This is a genomic window from Pantoea sp. X-Soil-TKNS-1280, from assembly GCF_059730475.1.
Genome location: NZ_AP035962.1, coordinates 3,088,626 through 3,106,605, shown reverse-complemented (window position 1 = coordinate 3,106,605; position 17,980 = coordinate 3,088,626). Strand labels below are relative to the sequence as shown.

Genomic DNA, 17,980 nt, shown 5'->3' with positions numbered 1-17,980 from the left:
ATTAAATAATAAGCTGCTTAGGTTGTTCTGGAACTAAGGTATCAATGCTCATTATCTGTCGTTTGTAGATCCAATAATATTTTTGTACAAATCGGGAAGGTAGAGTGTTGTGTTGATGGCCCAGGCTGACCTGGTGGCGGCATAGAGTATGAGGTTGCTATGGCATTCAGCACATTATCAGCCTCACTGAGTATCGGGGGGGGCAATCGTTTGGTAGCAGGGTGGTCTATGGCAGCCCGAATGTCAGGTCCCGGAGAGACGACGGTTGATTTATAAGTGGAGGCACCGAGAGGCTGAATGCGTACCGGGTTAAACCTTCCTGCACTATCATGCTGTAATACCAGCGCCTTCCCTGTGACGGCCTCTTTTAGCATTGCTGAAGGTATTATTTGTGCAATGTTTCCCTGGTTACTCATATTGCCTGGCTGAGGCACCAATGGCTGACCAGAACGCGTAGCCCCTTTCCCCGGCTTATATAAATGACCACGATCCTTATCATCTATAACAATGATGTTTTTTCCCGTTGATGCAGAGGCTGCGCTAATGATGGCACTTTGTAAGGGCTGAACCGCAGCCCTGGCACGATACAAGTTTTCCGGGCGATGCTGTGTAAGCAGGCGCAGTGAATCCTCTACCCGTGTACACCAGTTATTATTTTCACGTTGTCGAATTAGTGTACCCTGTTTTGTTGCTAAGCCCTGCGCTTGTACACAAGGATCGAAAACCTCACACGGGTGGTGAATTTTTTTCATGGCCCTGATTGCTGATGATACATTAGCACTCGTGTCTTTGGGTCTGGCTGGTTGCCTGATTTTTTCGGCGTAATTTTGCAGGACGACAGAACTTACTGGTGCATTACAGATTGGAAATTCAGGTGGTTTGCTGGAAAGATTATGCATATAACTGCCTTTCTGTATATCCATAGCCGAATTCACTTCAACATCATAGCGTTCGGTGATGGTGCCAACCGTTGAATTTCCACCTCCCTCATTGGGTATTGTCAGTGGTTGTATGTCAAGAAATGGTGTGAACTGAATATGTTGTATCTGAAATGTGGGGCAATATTTCTCCTGAATGGTTTCATTGATTTTTTTATAGTCAATGTGCCCATTCTTATCGAGGATATCGCAGAGTTTAAACCTGATCATCGTCATGCCAGGATTCGATGACTGAATATTTTGTGTTTCTGCCTCCTCGCCATTGGCATAAGAGATAGTGGTAGTTCGTGTTTCAGTGACGTTGGTATTGATATAAACAAAAACGGGCCGGTGCATTTCGACCCAGTAATTGGAAAACTGTGTTCCGAGATAGAAAAGCCATTTCCATTCTTCAGTAAGTTTTTCATAGTGTTCATATTTATTGGCGGAGTCGATGGCTTTTTCATAGTCATTTTCCGCATCACGGGCTTCACGATCGGCCCGATATTCGGCCATGTCACACTCCGCCTGGGTGGAAAATATCCCCTGATTGGCGGCAGCATAAGCCAGAAGAGCCAATTCCAGCTCTTGTTCGGCAATGATTTTTTTATTCTCAGCATCAATTTCATCCTGCCGCCAGGTCAATGCATCAGCCAGGAAAGGTTCAAGCAGGGTAATGGAATAAAGCAGGGAGTCGGAAATATGGTGTTTTTGATTGATGGAGTGGATAAATTTTTTAGCGCTTTCAGTATTGATTCCTTCAGCGTTCTCCAGAATAAAATACTCCAGTAAATCTGCTTCAGTGAGTTTTTGTCCTGTTTTGGCAATACGTGCAGGTATTCCTCTTTCATAAATTTCATCTATGATTTTCTGATAAATCTCGTCAGGCGATAATTGGGCATCCTGGCTTTGTAGCTTTCTGAAAAAATTGAGGCATTTTAATAAATAATTGATATGGTTATTTTCATCACTCGATAGGGTTTTCCGTAAATCCCAGAAGATTGTGCTAATATCTTTACGGTAATCGTCCCCGCCCTTAGCCAGCAACGTTAATAATTCTTTTCTGATATGTGCGAATTGATCTTCGGTAAATGTTTGACCAATGGCTTTGTCATCTTTGTCGTTGCTGGTTTTACAAAAGTCTTTTAAAACACTACTCGGAGATACACCTGCTATAAGCTTACAGGCTGCATTGGTATAACGGTCACCCTCTTTAATGCCAGGGTCGAAAGCGGCAAGTGCCGTGTCCAGTTCAGTGGCGATTAAACCATTTATCTGGGTAATCAATCCGTTGGTCAGGGTGTTAAGAAAATGATGAGGCTGACCGGCGGCGGTATCTGTGGGTAATTCCAGAACATCGGCCGATGCGAAGGATCTTCTCAGGATATAAGAAAGAATCTGGCAGCTCCGTTCCTCATTGGTGATATCGGCAGTAATGGATTCACCAAGTAGTTTAATGATATTTTTCTGGCAGTCAGAATCTACCCTGATACCCATTCCCGCAGCTTTAGCGAAAAAATCACGGGGTGTAGTTTGTGGGTAGGTTGACAGAGATTGTCGGATCTCTGCCAGTTGCTGCGCTAATGGTGTCGTTTCATCGCTGATCAGCGTCACCATTTCATCACTGGAAAACAGATCTTTGATTGCCCGCTGAATCTCCAGCTCAGATTCAGGAGAAAATGGATTATTTTCCAGCAACGCCAGAGCGATATTTGAATATATCGCAATATCGTAACTAACATTCGGATTGGCGACTATTTCATCCAATCGGTTGATTTGTGAATGTGCTGCAAATGTCTCATCCAGCATTTTATCGAGAGAATTATGCAGAATATATAAATGGTCAATTTCTTTGACCAGTGTTTCCGTCAGCAGGGTATTACTTGTTATTGCATGATATTTAAAAAAATGGGACGGGCGCAGTGAGTTAGTTTCAAGGTCAAAAGATAATTTTTCGGGTAATAACTTAAGGATTGTCGCGATATCGACTTTGAATTGAGGCAGTTTACTCTCTGCATCGGCATACCTGTTACGTGACAGCAGGAAATCCATGACGATTTCCTTAATGTGTGTTTGCTGCTCCTCTGAGATATTCAGCTTATCGACCAGGTACGGGTCAAGATGCAAGCCTTTCTGGTAACGCTGTTCTAATCTGACAGGATTCAGTGCACTGATGATGCTTTCTTCAATGTTCAGCAGGAATTCATTGATGGGAGGGATGTCGTAAACGTTGGTTCCGGTTACTGCCAGTAACAGCCTTTCCCGCATTTTCCAGTTCAGGGCGGGAGGGAGAAGGCGGCTAATTGCCAGCATAATTCCCCGATCATAACCACTGCCCATGTTTTCCTGGTGTGCGGCAAAAAACGCATCAACTTCCTGTGGCGCAGGATAATAGTTCCTCATCAAATGATACAATTGGCTTGTATCTCGGATGTTTTCCGCAATCACCTGACTGGCATCCAGCATTGAAGCCATACAAATGAAATCATAGCATTCTGTTGGGTTATACAACAAATGGGGTGATACTTGTTCCGCTATTTCCTGAAGATCAATATCATCAATCACCATATCCTGAAAATCATCACCCCGGGTCATCAATGATTTAAAGGTTGCATCCACACCGGCATTTTGCAGCCGATCAAGAGCATTAAAAAAAAGATCCTGATACAGTATATGTACCTCAGCAAATTCAACTTTTTTTTCAATACGCTTTTTTAAGTTAGCGAGGGTTTTGGGTATCCGATACAATATATTGAAACTCTCACTGATACGCTTAACAAGCGTGGCATGTTTCAGTCTCTTCAGCTCTGCGTTGTTCTCTTTATATTCAGTCAGCAGATCATCGATTTCATTTTTTAATACATCGAGCTTAAACACCGTCGGTAAGCTGTTTAATTCCCGCCATAACTCGCTGCCACTGGTGGTTTCACTTAATACTTCCTGTAATCCTGTGTTATTGATAAGTGATTCGATGACCTCACTGGTGGTTTTACCGTTATAGTCAATTTCGCATAATTGATGGTAGTATTTGGTCTCAATGGGGGCGCAAAGTAGCTGTAATTTATCCAGTAAGTCTTTTTGTGTATCATTGATGGCCATGAAGAATTTATTGTTGTTATTGGATAGTATCTGCCTGATTTCATCTTCAATGCCTGTCCACAGGTCAAACTGAGTCAGGAAAGTTTCCAGGTGAGGGTTGTTCACGATAAACTCCCATAGTCTGCGGTAGTTTCTCCTTTGCTGACATGTTGTGGATAGCGATAAGATATCATTCCAAAACACATCTAAGTGATGGGTTTGTCGATCGGCGCAAACTGCGGAGACAGTGTTAAAGAGTATTTTTAATTTTTCATTGTCTGTTTGTTCTAACTTTTTATTGATGATTGTTTTATTTCTTTCCCAGGCATTTTTCGCCTTCTGACGTATCTTTTTTCTCAATCCTTCTTTCTTATTGAAAATATCATCACACTGGCTGGAAAATCTTCTGATGTGATAGGATTTTGACTCACTCAGTTGCTCAGTAGCAGTGGGTAATTGCTCGATAAGTCGCTCATTATCACGAAACTGTTGAACAACCTGCCGGGCAGGAACATCTGCGCATTTGCTGGATTGCGGATGATATATCGCTTTCTTTGGCCGGGTTGAAAGTGCTAAACGAGCAGGCCGTAGGGTGTTGGCTTGTGCTGAAGACACTCCTAAGGATGACATAGGTCGGTCATTCAGATTTCGTGGAGCAGATATATTATTAATTGATTGTATATGAGTAGTGATTTCCTTTCTGCATATTGGTTGAGTGACGGGTGGTTTATTTACGATGGCATTAATTGTGCTGCTGCTTAGCATATTTCATCCTGATCCCTGATGATAGATTGTTACTCTGGCGAGACTTCCCTGCCAAATAATTCAAAGAGGGAATTCTGCCATCCCTTTATCACAATATTCGATTGTACCCGTGCCAGCGGGAAATGGAGTGAAGGTTATACGGCAACTGAGCTAAACCTATTTATCGTAACATATCAATTTATGACAATTTTGTGACGGTGGCAGATATTCTCGATAATCAGCATGGCGAAAACAGAGGCTTTCTGCATCAACCCGGCAATTGTGCGACAAATCCGATTGAGCAGAATTCATTCGGCAAGGATGATGACAGCTCAGTTTTACCCGCACAGATCGCTCAAAGCGACGTCTTTTTCGGCAGTTAGCACCGCTTTTCGGACCAGCTCACAGATTAGGTCCGGTGTCAGCGTTGTCATTGCGCTATCATCTTCTCTCTAAGAATTTGGGGATCGGTTTTTTAGATGTCGTATTGGATGAAATCGCTGCTTTTATTGCTTTTTCTTTTTGCTGCGGGAGTGCAGGCGGATCCACTGCAAAAGTCATTTTCTGACTGGCAGCTGACCTGTAACAATGCGGCTTTTTGTGTAGCTCGCAGTTTTCCTGGTGATAATGGATTGGTCATGACAATATCGCGGCACGCTGGCGTGAACGATCGCCCGTTGCTGCGTATTGACTATGGCAGCGCTTACAGCGGTGAATTACCGGGTGCTCCGTTGCAGGACAATCTGTTGCTGGATCAGCAGCGGATGAAACCCGATCTCAAACACTGGAACGTAGAACCTCATCATCTTTCTACCAGCAACGCCATCGCTATTGACGAATTTCTGGCGCAGACGCTGGATGCCGATACTCTTCAGCTCACCTGGCAAACCAAAGCCTCTATCTCGCTGCACGGCATGAAAGCCGCGTTGCTGCTGATGGATGATGTGCAGGGCAGGGTGAATGGTTTAAGTGCCTGGGTGAAACGTGGCGACCGCGTGGTATGGGATGTACCGCCACAACCGCCATTGCCTCGTCTGCCCGACCCCTTACCCCAACCTGCGGCACTGACCCGTGATGAAACCAGTGGGTTGATTGATTACGGCACCTGGCGCATCAACACCGACAGCTGCTCACTTGATCCGATACGACGGGAAGTGAGCGTCGCACCGTTGACGGACAGTAAAGCGCTGCTGCTCATCAGCTGCGAAACCGGCGCGTACAATGTTATCGACCTGGCGTTTGAAGTGACGCGCAGCCAGCCGTATGTGGCGCGTGGTCTGACCCTCACCTTGCCGTTTACTCCCCCTTCGCGCACGGATAATCAGCTGGATTTGGTCAATGCCGAGTACGATGCCAGCAGCGGTTTTCTTTACACCTTCAGCAAAGGTCGTGGTCTGGGGGATTGCGGTACGGCGACACGCTGGCAGTTCGATGGCAGCGAGTTTGTGCTGGCGGAGTATGCGGAAGAAAAAACCTGCGATGCGTGGCACAGCAGTGACGACTGGCCAACCCTGTGGGTCAGCCAGCCGCAAAATGCACCACCATCGCGTTAACGGATCACCTGCACCATCATCGGTGAACCGCTCTGGTTGCCCACCAGCTCGGCCAGCATATCGTTGACGCCATCGCTCATCGGCGTGAAGCGCGTCAGCGGCGAACGCGTCACCACCACGAACACCCCAACATTATGCTGCGGCACCATCGCCATATAGGTGATGAAACCACCACCACCGCCGGTTTTCTGAATGATGCCCGGGTGGCCGTTTTTCGGTCCCATATAGACCCACCCCATGCCCAGCGCATCGGCCCGACCCGGCACATCCATTCCTTCCACTTTGTTTAGCTGGTCACGACGATAGATCAACGTTTGCAGCCGGTCGATTTGCGCGGTGCGCTGATTCACGGCGGAGTTAAGGAATTGCTGCATCCAGCGCCCCATATCCTCCGGTGTGGAATACACGCCACCGCTGCCAGTCGCTGCCAGCGTGTTATTACACGGGCTGGTGCCTTTCTCGGCAATCATCAGACGCTGACACTGATCCGGTGACGGGGTAAAAGTGGTGTCCTTCATCCCTAACGGGCGCGTGATAAGTTGCTGGAACAACGCCGGATAAGGTTTACCCGCCGCCTGCGACAGCGCATCACTCAGCAGGTCATAACCGAGGTTTGAATAAGATGCGTCCACACCAGGGGCGACTTTGAGCGAAGCGCGAGACAGCCATTGCCAGCGGTCGCTACGTGTCGGCCAGTTGAACACCGGACGATGCGGTTTGCCACCCGGTTGCTCACGCGGCAGGCCGCTGGTGTGGGTTGAAAGGTTAATCAGGCGAATGGGTTGGCCGTTGTAGCTGGGAACACGCATTCCCGGAGGTGCGTATTTGCTTAACGGGTCCTCAAGGCGAATCTGGCCGCGTTCAGCCATTTTCACCATCACTTCGCTGGTCATCAGCTTACTCAGCGAGGCAATGCGGATCAGCGAATCCTGCTGTGGCCGGACGTTGCTACCTGGTCGGGTTTCGCCAAAGCTGGCGAAAACGCGTTGATTGCCATCAATCGCGACCAACGCCATCCCCACGGCACCACTGCCGTAAAAGATGTGTTCGGCATAACGATCAACGATCTGTGAAGCCAGCAGGGGAGCCGGGGCGGTCTGCGCCATGCTTTTTAAAGGAAGCAGTGAAACCATTAATGTCAGCAACCAGGGTGTATGTTTTTTCAACGGTAAGACGTCCGGCAGAAGAAGCGGAGAAAAGTCTTATAGTAATCAGTTTGAACGAGGCGGGAAGGGGGCAGGGCAGGTTTTTTTCTGTATCAGGCTGTGATCAAAAACGGCCCTGACGCCGTGAGACGCAGGGCCGAATCGATTAGTGAGGCTTGAGTAAGGCTTCGGTATGGCTCACGATATTCTCCACCGTGAAGCCAAATTCCGGGAAGAGTTTCCCGGCAGGTGCAGACTCACCAAAGGTGGTCATACCGACTATCGCCCCATCCAGACCAACATATTTGAACCAGTAATCAGCAATCCCGGCCTCCACGGCCACCCGCGCTTTCACGCCGGAAGGCAGCACAGATTCGCGGTATGCCGCATCCTGTTTATCAAACACGTCGGTGGAGGGCAGGGAAACCACGCGGATTTTATGCCCGTTGGCTGTCAGTTTGTCCGCTGCACCCAGGGCGATCTCAATTTCCGAACCGGTGGCAATAATGATAGCCTCCGGGGTAGCGTCGCAATCCTGCAACACATAACCACCACGCGCAATATTGGCGACCTGTTGTTTGCTGCGTTCCGGTTGCAGCAGGTTCTGACGCGACAGAATCAGCGCGGTGGGGCCGTGATGGCGTTCCACTGCGGCTTTCCACGCCACCGTGGTTTCTACCTGATCGCACGGACGCCATACGCTCATGTTAGGTGTCAGACGCAGGCTGGCGAGCTGTTCGACCGGCTGGTGCGTCGGACCATCCTCCCCCAGACCAATCGAATCATGGGTATAGACCAGCACCTGACGTGCCTTCATCAACGCCGCCATACGCGCAGCGTTACGGGCGTACTCCACAAACATCAGGAAGGTGGCCGTGTAGGGCAGAAAGCCACCGTGATGGGCGATGCCGTTACCAATCGCTGTCATCCCGAACTCACGTACTCCGTAGTGGATGTAGTTCCCGGCAATGTCTTCCTTAATCGATTTAGAACCGGACCAGATCGTCAGGTTGCTCGGTGCAAGGTCAGCGGAACCACCGAGGAACTCAGGCAATAACTTGCCAAACACTTCGAGAGTATTTTGCGAAGCCTTGCGACTGGCAATTTTCTGCGGATTGGCCTGCAACTGATCGACAAATGCCTGCACATCGTTTTCCCAGTTGGCGGGCATCTCACCGCTCATGCGGCGTTTAAATTCTTTTGCCAGCTCAGGATAGGCAGCCTGATAAGCCGCCATTTTGTCGTCCCAGGCTTTTTCTCGGGCGGCACCGGCTTCTTTGGCATCCCATTGCTGATAGATCTCTTTCGGGATTTCAAACGGCGGGTAATTCCAGCCGAGTTGCTTACGGGCCAGCGCGACTTCCGCTTCGCCGAGTGCAGCACCGTGCGATTCTTCTTTACCGGCTTTATTCGGCGAGCCAAAACCGATGATGGTGCGACAGATGATCAGCGAGGGTTTGTCGGTGACGCTCTGCGCCTCTTTGATGGCACTGGCGACGGCGGCCGGATCGTGCCCGTCAATATCGCCAATCACATGCCAGTTATAGGCTTCAAAACGTTTGTGGGTATCGTCGGTAAACCAGCCTTCGGTTTCACCATCAATCGAAATACCGTTGTGATCGTAAAAGCCGATCAATTTGCCAAGCCCCAGGGTGCCCGCCAGCGAGCTGACTTCGTGCGAGATCCCTTCCATCAGGCAGCCGTCACCCATAAACACGTAGGTGTAATGGTCAACGATGTCATGTCCAGGCTGATTAAACTGAGCGGCTAATGTGCGTTCAGAAATCGCCATTCCTACTGCATTAGCCAGCCCCTGACCCAGCGGTCCGGTGGTGGTTTCAACGCCGGGGGTGTATCCCAGTTCCGGGTGGCCCGGCGTTTTTGAATGCAGCTGGCGGAAGTTTTTCAACTCTTCCATCGGCAGGTCATAGCCGGTGAGATGCAGCAGGCTGTATAGCAACATCGAGGCGTGGCCGTTGGACAGGATAAAGCGGTCACGATCCGCCCAGGCGGGATTGGTCGGGTTATGTTTCAGGAAATCGCGCCACAGCACTTCGGCGATATCCGCCATGCCCATAGGGGCTCCGGGGTGACCTGAATTTGCTTTTTGTACCGCATCCATGCTCAGGGCACGAATTGCGTTAGCCAACTCTCTGCGTGAAGACATAGGGTGCTCCCTTGTGATTTGGCAAAAATAAGGACGGGCAGACGCCCGTCCGGCATGATGTGAGGATAATGACTAGAGGCGTGCAGCCAGCACGTCCTCCAGTTTTTGCTGGTCTACAGCAAACTGACGGATACCATCAGACAGTTTTTCCACTGCCATCGGATCCTGATTATGTTCCCAGCGGAACTCCGCTTCGGACAGCGGGGCCGGCTGATGGAAGCCCTCGGTGGATGGCTCCAGTTTACGTTCCAGCGGTGCATCGCTGTTTGCCAGCTCCTCCAGCAGATTCGGGGAGATGGTCAGACGGTCACAGCCCGCCAGTGCCAGGATTTGCTCCACTTTACGGAAGCTGGCACCCATGATGACGGTGTTGTAGCGATGCTTTTTGTAGTAATCGTAAATACGGCGTACCGATTTCACACCTGGATCCTCATCGACCACATACGGATCAAGCGGTTTACGGCTGTTGTACCAGTCATAAATACGGCCGACGAACGGCGAAATCAGGAACACCCCGGCTTCAGCACAGGCGCGGGCCTGGGCGAAAGAGAACAGCAGCGTCAGGTTGCAGTTGATGCCGTTCTTTTGCAGTTCTTCGGCGGCGCGGATCCCTTCCCAGGTCGAAGCCAGTTTGATCAGAATGCGTGAGCGGTCGATGCCGTTTTCTTCATACAAACGAATCAGTTTTTCCGCTTTGGTGACACACATGCCACGATCGAAGGAGAGGCGAGCATCCACTTCGGTCGAGACACGGCCTGGTACGCTTTTCAGAATTTCCATACCGAGGTTGATCGCCACTTTATCGCTGGCGTTGATGATTTGCGTTTCTTTACTGCCGCCCTGTTTTTTCGCGTAGTCGATGGCGTCATCAATCAGGTGCTTGTAGGCGTCGAGTCCGGCGGCTTTGAGGATTAACGAGGGGTTGGTGGTGGCATCTTCCGGGTGGTATTGGCGAATGGATTCAATATCGCCACTGTCCGCCACCACGGTGGTGAACTGTTTCAATGCATCTAGCTGGTTCATCGCTTAACTCCTTGATTAGCAATCATTAGGGCAAATAAAAAACCTCAGGCAGCTCTGGCTTTGTTGCGCCATTTCCAGGTGGGGTCCGGTCCAACACCTTGCTACAGACGCCAGGTTAAGAAAATGCGTTTTCTCTGATTGTGACGCCGGGATGCCCACCGCGCGCGGTTGTGATTGAGGGCCTGCCTGAAAGGTGTCAGCTGCGCGTTTTACCACTCCTAAGCATAGCAGCCTGTGGCAGACCCGTTGATCCTGCTGTGGCAATCTGTGCCCTTGCCAGCCGTGCATTCTTTGAGCGCCTTCACCCTCTTTTGTGCCGTTGATTTCTATACTGAACGCTTATCTCTCCGCGCAACAGGATGCCCAATGGACGAACAACTGAAGCAAAGCGCTCTCGAGTTTCACCAGTATCCCACTCCCGGAAAAATTCAGGTGTCACCCACCAAACCGCTGGCGACCCAGCGCGATCTGGCGCTGGCCTATTCTCCCGGCGTGGCTGCACCCTGCCTGGAAATTGCCGCAGACCCACTGGCGGCACACAAATACACCGCGCGTGGCAATCTGGTGGCGGTGATCTCCAATGGCACTGCGGTGCTGGGGCTGGGCAATATCGGCGCACTGGCCGGTAAACCGGTGATGGAAGGCAAAGGGGTGCTGTTTAAGAAATTTGCCGGTATTGATGTGTTTGATATCGAAATCGACGAGCGGGACCCGGACAAGCTGATTGAGGTGATCGCGGCACTGGAGCCGACCTTTGGCGGCATCAACCTTGAAGATATCAAAGCGCCGGAGTGCTTCTATATCGAGCAGAAGCTGCGTGAACGGATGAAGATCCCGGTGTTCCATGACGATCAGCACGGCACCGCGATTATCTGTACTGCGGCGGTACTTAATGGTTTGCAGATCGTCAAAAAAGCCATCTCTGATGTGCGGCTGGTGGTGTCAGGAGCGGGGGCTTCGGCCATTGCCTGCCTGAATCTGCTGGTGGCGCTGGGGATGCAACGCCATAACATTGTGGCGTGTGACTCGAAAGGGGTGATCTGGCGCGGACGTGATACCGATATGGCGGAGACCAAAGCGGCCTATGCCGTTGAGGATAATGGGAAACGCACGCTGGAGGAGGTGATTGCCGGTGCGGACATTTTCCTCGGCTGCTCAGGGCCGCAAGTGCTGACGCCGCAGATGGTACAGCAGATGGCGCAGGATCCGCTGATTCTGGCGCTGGCCAACCCGGAGCCGGAAATCATGCCACCGCTGGCGAAGGCGGTCCGGCCCGACGCGATTATCTGTACCGGGCGTTCTGATTTCCCCAATCAGGTGAATAACGTGCTGTGTTTTCCTTTTATCTTCCGTGGTGCGCTGGATGTTGGGGCCACCGCCATCAATGAGGAAATGAAACTGGCGGCGGTACATGCCATTGCGGCGCTGGCGCAGGCTGAGCAGAGCGATGTGGTGGCCTCGGCCTATGACGATCAGGATCTGAGCTTTGGCCCGGAATATCTGATCCCCAAACCTTTTGACCCACGTCTGATTGTGCAGATCGCGCCAGCGGTTGCTAAAGCGGCGATGGACTCCGGTGTGGCGACGCGGCCGATTGAAGATTTTGATGCCTATCGCGAGAAACTCACCGAGTTTGTTTATAAAACCAACCTGTTTATGAAACCGATCTTCTCGCAGGCGCGTAAAGATCCGAAGCGCGTGGTGCTGGCGGAAGGGGAGGAGGTGCGGGTGCTGCATGCCACCCAGGAACTGGTGTCGCTCGGGCTGGCGAAACCGATCCTGATTGGACGCCCGAATGTCATCGCCATGCGTTTACAAAAGCAGGGGCTGAAGATCGAGGCGGGCAAGGATTTTGAAGTGGTGAATAACGAATCCGATCCGCGTTTTAAAGCTTACTGGAGTGAATATTATCAGATCATGAAACGACGTGGCGTAACGCCAGAGATGGCCCAGCGAGCGGTGATCGGCAATCCAACACTGATCGGTGCCATCATGGTCCATCGTGGCGAAGCCGATGCGATGATTTGCGGTACGGTGGGCGATTATCATGAACATTATGAGGTGATCGAGAAGGTGTTTGGCTTCCGGCCTGATGTGCGGGTGGCCGGGGCGATGAATGCGCTGCTGCTGCCGAGCGGCAACACCTTTATTACCGATACCTACGTCAATGAAGATCCGACGCCGGAACAGCTGGCGGATATCACCCTGATGGCGGCAGAAACGGTGCGGCGTTTTGGTATCGAACCGCGTGTGGCGTTGCTGTCGCACTCCAGTTTTGGCACCTCCAATGCGCCTGGGGCGCGCAAGATGCGTGACGCGCTGGCGCTGATTCAGCAGCGAGCGCCGGATCTGGAGATTGACGGCGAGATGCACGGCGATGCGGCACTGGTGGAAAACATCCGTCGCGAGTTGATGCCGGACAGCCCACTAAAAGGCACGGCTAATCTGTTGATTATGCCCAATGTCGAAGCGGCCCGTATCAGCTACAACCTGCTGCGTGTTTCCTGCTCGGAAGGGGTGACCGTCGGGCCGGTGTTGATGGGGATCAGCAAACCGGTGCATGTGCTGACGCGTATCGCGTCAGTACGCCGCATCGTCAATATGGTGGCGCTGGCGGTGGTGGAGGCACAGACCGAGCCGTTATAAATACAGGCACATCATTGTAGCGGCGCGATTTATCGCGCGTGTTTTAAAACCTGCGCGATAAATCGCGCCGCTACAGATAGCAAAAATATTAATTATTTGGACGCGAGTTTCAGCCAATCCTTCACCGGCAGAAAATCACGATACAACGCCGCTTCCGGTGAGTCAGATTCCGGCTGATAATCATATTCCCAGCGCACCAGCGGCGGCATCGACATCAGGATCGATTCGGTGCGTCCGCCGGTTTGCAGGCCAAACAGTGTGCCGCGATCCCACACCAGATTGAACTCGACATAACGCCCACGACGATACAGCTGGAACTGACGCTCGCGTTCGCCCCACGGCAGCGCTTTGCGTTTTGCCACAATCGGGCGATAGGCTTGCAGGAAGCCATTGCCCACCGCCTGGGTAAAGGCAAAGCAATGGTCAAAATCAGGGGTGTTGAGATCGTCAAAGAACAGGCCGCCAATGCCGCGCTGCTCGTCGCGATGCTTCAGCCAGAAGTAGTCGTCGCACCACTTTTTATAACGCGGGTAGACATCCGCACCGAACGGCTGGCACAGATCAAACGCGGTCTGATGCCAGTGCAGCGCATCTTCTTCAAAGCCGTAGAAAGGGGTGAGATCGAAACCGCCACCGAACCACCACACCGGATCGGCACCCGGTTTTTCGGCAATAAAGAAACGCACATTGGCGTGGCTGGTCGGGACATAGGGATTTTCCGGGTGGATCACCAGCGAGACGCCCATCGCTTCAAAACTGCGGCCTGCCAGCTCCGGGCGGTGCGCGGTGGCTGAGGCAGGCATTTGATCGCCATGGACGTGGGAGAAGTTAACACCGGCCTGCTCAAACACCGCGCCGTTGCGTAATACGCGGCTGCGGCCACCGCCGCCGGCCGGGCGCTGCCAGCTATCTTCGGCAAAATCGGCGGCACCATCTTCCGCCGCCAGCTGGGCGCAGATGTCATCCTGGAGCGCCAGCAGAAAGGCTTTGACGCGGGAAATATCGGGATTGCTCATGAGTCACTCGTTCCGGAAATTTGCCGCGATTATACCTAAGCCTGACGCCGATCGTACTCCTCAAAGTAATTGACGATGCCATCCGCGATGGCGCTGGCAATTTTTCGGCGAAACGCTGGGGTGCCAAGCAACTGCTCCTCGTGCGGGTTGGTAATGAAGGAGGTCTCCACCAGTACCGACGGAATCGAGGGGGATTTCAGCACAGCGAACGCCGCCTGCTCAGTGTGCTGGCTGTGTAAATGATGCACCGGACGGATCTGATCCAGCACATGTTTACCAAGCGTCAGGCTGTTGCGGATGGTATCGGTCTGTACCAGATCGAACAGGATTTGGTTCAGATACTGATCTTTCTGCGCCACTTCCACCCCGGCGACTTTGTCAGCATCGTTCTCTTTCTGCGACATATAGCGCGCCATCGCGCTGCTGGCTCCACGATTTGACAGGGCAAACACCGAAGCGCCATTGGCGTCCGGGCTGGTGTAACCATCGGCGTGAATCGACATAAACAGGTTGGCACCGTGCTGATGGGCAATTTCCACCCGCTGATACAGGGGGATAAAGTAATCCGTATCACGCGTCAGGCGGACTTCAACCCGGGGATGATCCTGCAACAGCTGGCGCACGTTGTTGGCGATATCCAGCACGATGTGTTTTTCTTCGGAACCTTGTTCGCCAACCGCACCGGAATCAATCCCGCCGTGGCCCGGGTCGATCATCACAATACGTTTGCCGTTTTTAGCTGGTGGCGCGGGTTTATTGTGGCGCGGCAGCAGGTGCAAATCGGCACTTTCTTCTTTGGCCTGCACCAGACGCGGCGATAGCACCGCCAGCGCCAGCCCGGACAGCAGCAGCTGACGGCGATTAGTTAAACGTTTGAGCAGTGAAATTTTTTTCATCAATGAATCCCTGACAGGCTTACCTGAAAAGTGTTATATCGTAACATCCTGACGGGTGCGACCCTGTAACTATTTCAGGGCTTTACTTTGTATTTCAGGTCGCGAACAGGAATTTCGTCGCTTTTTTCTGCCACTGAACGGTGCGAGGGTTGCGCCCGCTAAAGAATACGTGATAATCAGCGAATTGTGCCTAACTGCAGGGTAACGCCGATGGAAATCCGCTCATTCCGCCAGGAAGATTTTGAAGAAGTGATCACGCTCTGGGAGCGTTGCGATCTGTTACGCCCGTGGAATGACCCTGAGCTGGACATTGAACGCAAAATGAACCATGACCCGGAGCTGTTTCTGGTGGCCGAAGTCGGTGGCGAGGTGGTGGGTACGCTGATGGGCGGCTACGATGGTCATCGTGGTGCGGCTTATTATCTGGCGGTGCATCCTGATTATCAGGGGCGTGGCTTTGCCAACGCGCTGATGAATCGTCTGGAAAAGAAACTGATTGCGCGCGGCTGCCCGAAAATCCATCTGATGGTGCGTGAAGAGAACGACCAGGTGGTGGCCTTCTATGAAAAGCTCGATTACGAGCCAGTGGATTCACTGCTGCTGGGCAAGCGCCTGATTGAAGACCGTGAGTATTAAGTGGTTACGCTGAAATACCCGCCAGAAGAATACGATGCAAAAGGGCAGCTGCGGCTGCCGTTTCTTTTCTGGCTGATCCTGCTGCTCCAGGCGCGAACCTGGCTGATTCTGGTGATGGCCGGGGCGTCCCGTCAGCAGGGGAATGACCTGCTGGCGCTGTTCTATCCCGATCGGCAAAGTTTCTGGCTGGGCCTGGCGCTCGGCATTCCGGCGGCTATCGGGCTGCTGCTCACCGGTTATCGTCAACGCTGGCCGCGCCTGTGGCAAAGCTGGCGTCTGGTGCTGAGCCTGTCATTGCTGATTAACCTGTTGTGGCAGGGCGTTAATCTGTTGCAGGGCGCGATGCCCGATTCGCCATTCCCGCTGCTGCTAACGGTGTTCGACCTGCTGGCGCTGTACTGGCTGCAAACCCATCGACGCCTGTGTGACTGCTTTTTGCCCGAACATCAGCATCACGAATAAACTTTTTGTCGCTTTGCGACTCCAACAGGCACGCCAAACCGGCAAACAAGATCAAGGAGTTTTCATGAAAGTTGTTCGTCCCGCGCTGCTGGCGACGGCTCTGGTGCTGGCAGGTTGTGCCAGCTCTGCGTCTTCGGGTTCGGCTGATGAAAGCCACTGGTATAACCCCCTGAGTTACCATTGGTCGGCGCTGAATCCGCTCAGCTGGTTCGGTGGTTCGCTGACGGTAAGCGAGCAGGGTGTCGCCGGGCTATCCAGTAGCACCGCCATGACGCAAACGGCTATCGATAAAGCGCTGAATGGCGATTACAAGCTGCGCCAGGGCATGCGCACCCAGAATGGCCAGGTGGTGGAGTTCTGGCAGGCACTGGATGGTGACAAGGTCAAACTGGTGATCAACGGGCAAAGCAGCGTTGAACGTATCGAGGTACTGGATCCGAGCGCGAAGAGTGCAGACGGCAGCAAAATCGGTGACCCGTTCAGTGCCAAATTCACTAAGGCGTTTGATAACTGCAAAATGGTACCGGGTCTCGACAGCCGTGATGTGGAGTGCCGTGCGCCGAATAGCCAGCACATCGCTTATGTCTACAGCGGCGAATGGCACGGCCCTGAAGGGTTGATGCCGTCGGATGATACGCTGAAAAACTGGAAAATCAGCAAGATCGTCTGGCAACGTTAATCCCTCAAAAAAGTGCGGTGATACGGGCTATCGCCGCCACTTTCCGGTATGATACGGACGAAAAAAACGCCGTTTAACCCCCATTGCCGGAGAGCATGTCGATGTCTCAATTTCAGAGCGGGATTCTGCTGGAACACCGCCGTTTCGCCATTTGGCTGGAAGCCCGTGTCACGGGTGATCTCGATGCGCTGCGCCTGGGCAGCAAAACCTTCCTGCAACACCTCGATGCACTGCAACAAAAATTCGCTGATGCCGGGTTGGGCGCGGTGATCGCCTTCGGTGATACGCTGTGGCGCGACTTGCAGGGTGCGGATTCTGCACCAGAACTGAAAGCCTTTAGCGCGCTGGGCAAAGGCATTGCGCCTGCTACGCAGCGTGATTTGCTGATCCATATTCAGTCACTCCGCCACGATGTGAACTTCTCTCTGGCGCAGGCTGCGCTGGTAGCGTTTGCCGCTGCTGTCGATATCGAAGAAGAAACCCACGGTTTTCGCTGGGTGGAAGAACGCGATCTCTCCGGTTTCGTCGATGGCACCGAGAATCCGCAAGGCGAACAGCGTGAGCAGGTAGCGATTATCGCCGCTGGCCCGGATGCAGGTGGCAGCTATGTCTTCACCCAGCGCTGGGAACATAACCTGAAGCTGTGGAACCGCATGGCGGTTGACAAGCAGGAAGCGGTAATGGGGCGCACCAAGGTGGAGAATGAAGAGATTCCCGGCGATGAGCGCCCGGTGACCTCGCATCTCAGCCGCGTCGATCTTAAAGAAGAAGGCAAAGGGCTGAAGATTTTGCGTCAGAGCCTGCCTTACGGTACAGCCAGCGGCACCCATGGCCTGTTCTTTATTGCCTACTGCAATCGCCTGCATAATATTGAACAGCAGCTGTTGAGCATGTTTGGTGAGCGTGATGGCAAGATGGACGCCATGCTACGGTTTACCAAACCGGTCACCGGTAGCTACTTTTTTGCTCCATCGCTTGACGCGTTACAGGCGCTGTAATGCCCTCCCGGACGGCGGCG

12 protein-coding genes are annotated in these 17,980 nt (G+C 52.3%); 6 read left to right on the top strand and 6 right to left on the bottom strand.

The window, feature by feature from the left end; all coding sequences use genetic code 11:
* Positions 1-41 precede the first annotated feature (41 nt).
* Positions 42-4,625 (bottom strand): hypothetical protein, encoded by a 4,584-nt coding sequence (locus tag AC6I8X_RS14395; RefSeq protein WP_497840010.1) that lies wholly within the window; start codon positions 4,623-4,625, stop codon positions 42-44.
* Between the two features lie 593 nt (positions 4,626-5,218).
* Between AC6I8X_RS14395 and AC6I8X_RS14390 the strand changes: the two genes are divergently transcribed.
* Positions 5,219-6,292 carry a DUF1176 domain-containing protein gene (locus tag AC6I8X_RS14390; RefSeq protein WP_313685242.1) on the top strand — a complete coding sequence of 358 codons (1,074 nt, stop codon included), beginning with the start codon at positions 5,219-5,221 and terminating at the stop codon, positions 6,290-6,292.
* On the opposite strand, the gene ampH is transcribed toward AC6I8X_RS14390, so the two are convergent.
* From ampH to tal, 3 genes are all read right to left on the bottom strand, one after another.
* Entirely contained in the window at positions 6,289-7,458 is a 1,170-nt protein-coding gene (gene ampH / locus AC6I8X_RS14385) for a D-alanyl-D-alanine-carboxypeptidase/endopeptidase AmpH (RefSeq protein WP_497840009.1), read from the bottom strand. The two genes, AC6I8X_RS14390 and ampH, sit on opposite strands and share 4 nt — an antisense overlap.
* Before the next feature lie 145 nt (positions 7,459-7,603).
* On the bottom strand, positions 7,604-9,604 hold the full coding sequence (gene tkt, locus AC6I8X_RS14380; RefSeq protein WP_313685238.1) for a transketolase: 2,001 nt from the start codon (positions 9,602-9,604) through the stop codon (positions 7,604-7,606).
* A gap of 72 nt (positions 9,605-9,676) precedes the next feature.
* Complete coding sequence (gene tal, locus AC6I8X_RS14375) at positions 9,677-10,627, bottom strand: transaldolase (protein ID WP_313685236.1); 951 nt, start codon at positions 10,625-10,627, stop codon at positions 9,677-9,679.
* 366 nt (positions 10,628-10,993) lie between these two features.
* Between tal and maeB the strand changes: the two genes are divergently transcribed.
* Positions 10,994-13,273 (top strand): NADP-dependent oxaloacetate-decarboxylating malate dehydrogenase, encoded by a 2,280-nt coding sequence (gene maeB, locus AC6I8X_RS14370; protein WP_313685234.1) that lies wholly within the window; start codon positions 10,994-10,996, stop codon positions 13,271-13,273.
* A 92-nt stretch (positions 13,274-13,365) separates the two neighbouring features.
* Here maeB and hemF read toward each other — a convergent pair whose 3' ends face one another.
* Together hemF and amiA are read right to left on the bottom strand one after the other, a co-directional pair.
* The gene (gene hemF, locus AC6I8X_RS14365) at positions 13,366-14,289 is read right to left on the bottom strand and encodes an oxygen-dependent coproporphyrinogen oxidase (protein ID WP_497840008.1); all 924 of its coding nucleotides are present in this window, start codon (positions 14,287-14,289) and stop codon (positions 13,366-13,368) included.
* Positions 14,290-14,324: 35 nt separating this feature from the next.
* Entirely contained in the window at positions 14,325-15,185 is an 861-nt protein-coding gene (amiA, locus tag AC6I8X_RS14360) for an N-acetylmuramoyl-L-alanine amidase AmiA (RefSeq protein WP_299455068.1), read from the bottom strand.
* Between the two features lie 210 nt (positions 15,186-15,395).
* Between amiA and AC6I8X_RS14355 the strand changes: the two genes are divergently transcribed.
* From AC6I8X_RS14355 to AC6I8X_RS14340, 4 genes are all read left to right on the top strand, one after another.
* Positions 15,396-15,821, top strand: coding sequence for a GNAT family acetyltransferase (locus AC6I8X_RS14355; protein ID WP_084876235.1), 426 nt, complete (start codon positions 15,396-15,398; stop codon positions 15,819-15,821).
* Complete coding sequence (locus tag AC6I8X_RS14350; RefSeq protein WP_497840007.1) at positions 15,822-16,283, top strand: DUF2919 domain-containing protein; 462 nt, start codon at positions 15,822-15,824, stop codon at positions 16,281-16,283.
* Positions 16,284-16,347: 64 nt separating this feature from the next.
* Positions 16,348-16,962 (top strand): RpoE-regulated lipoprotein, encoded by a 615-nt coding sequence (locus AC6I8X_RS14345; protein ID WP_497840006.1) that lies wholly within the window; start codon positions 16,348-16,350, stop codon positions 16,960-16,962.
* Positions 16,963-17,063: 101 nt separating this feature from the next.
* Positions 17,064-17,960, top strand: coding sequence for a Dyp-type peroxidase (locus AC6I8X_RS14340; protein ID WP_313685227.1), 897 nt, complete (start codon positions 17,064-17,066; stop codon positions 17,958-17,960).
* Positions 17,961-17,980 lie beyond the last annotated feature (20 nt).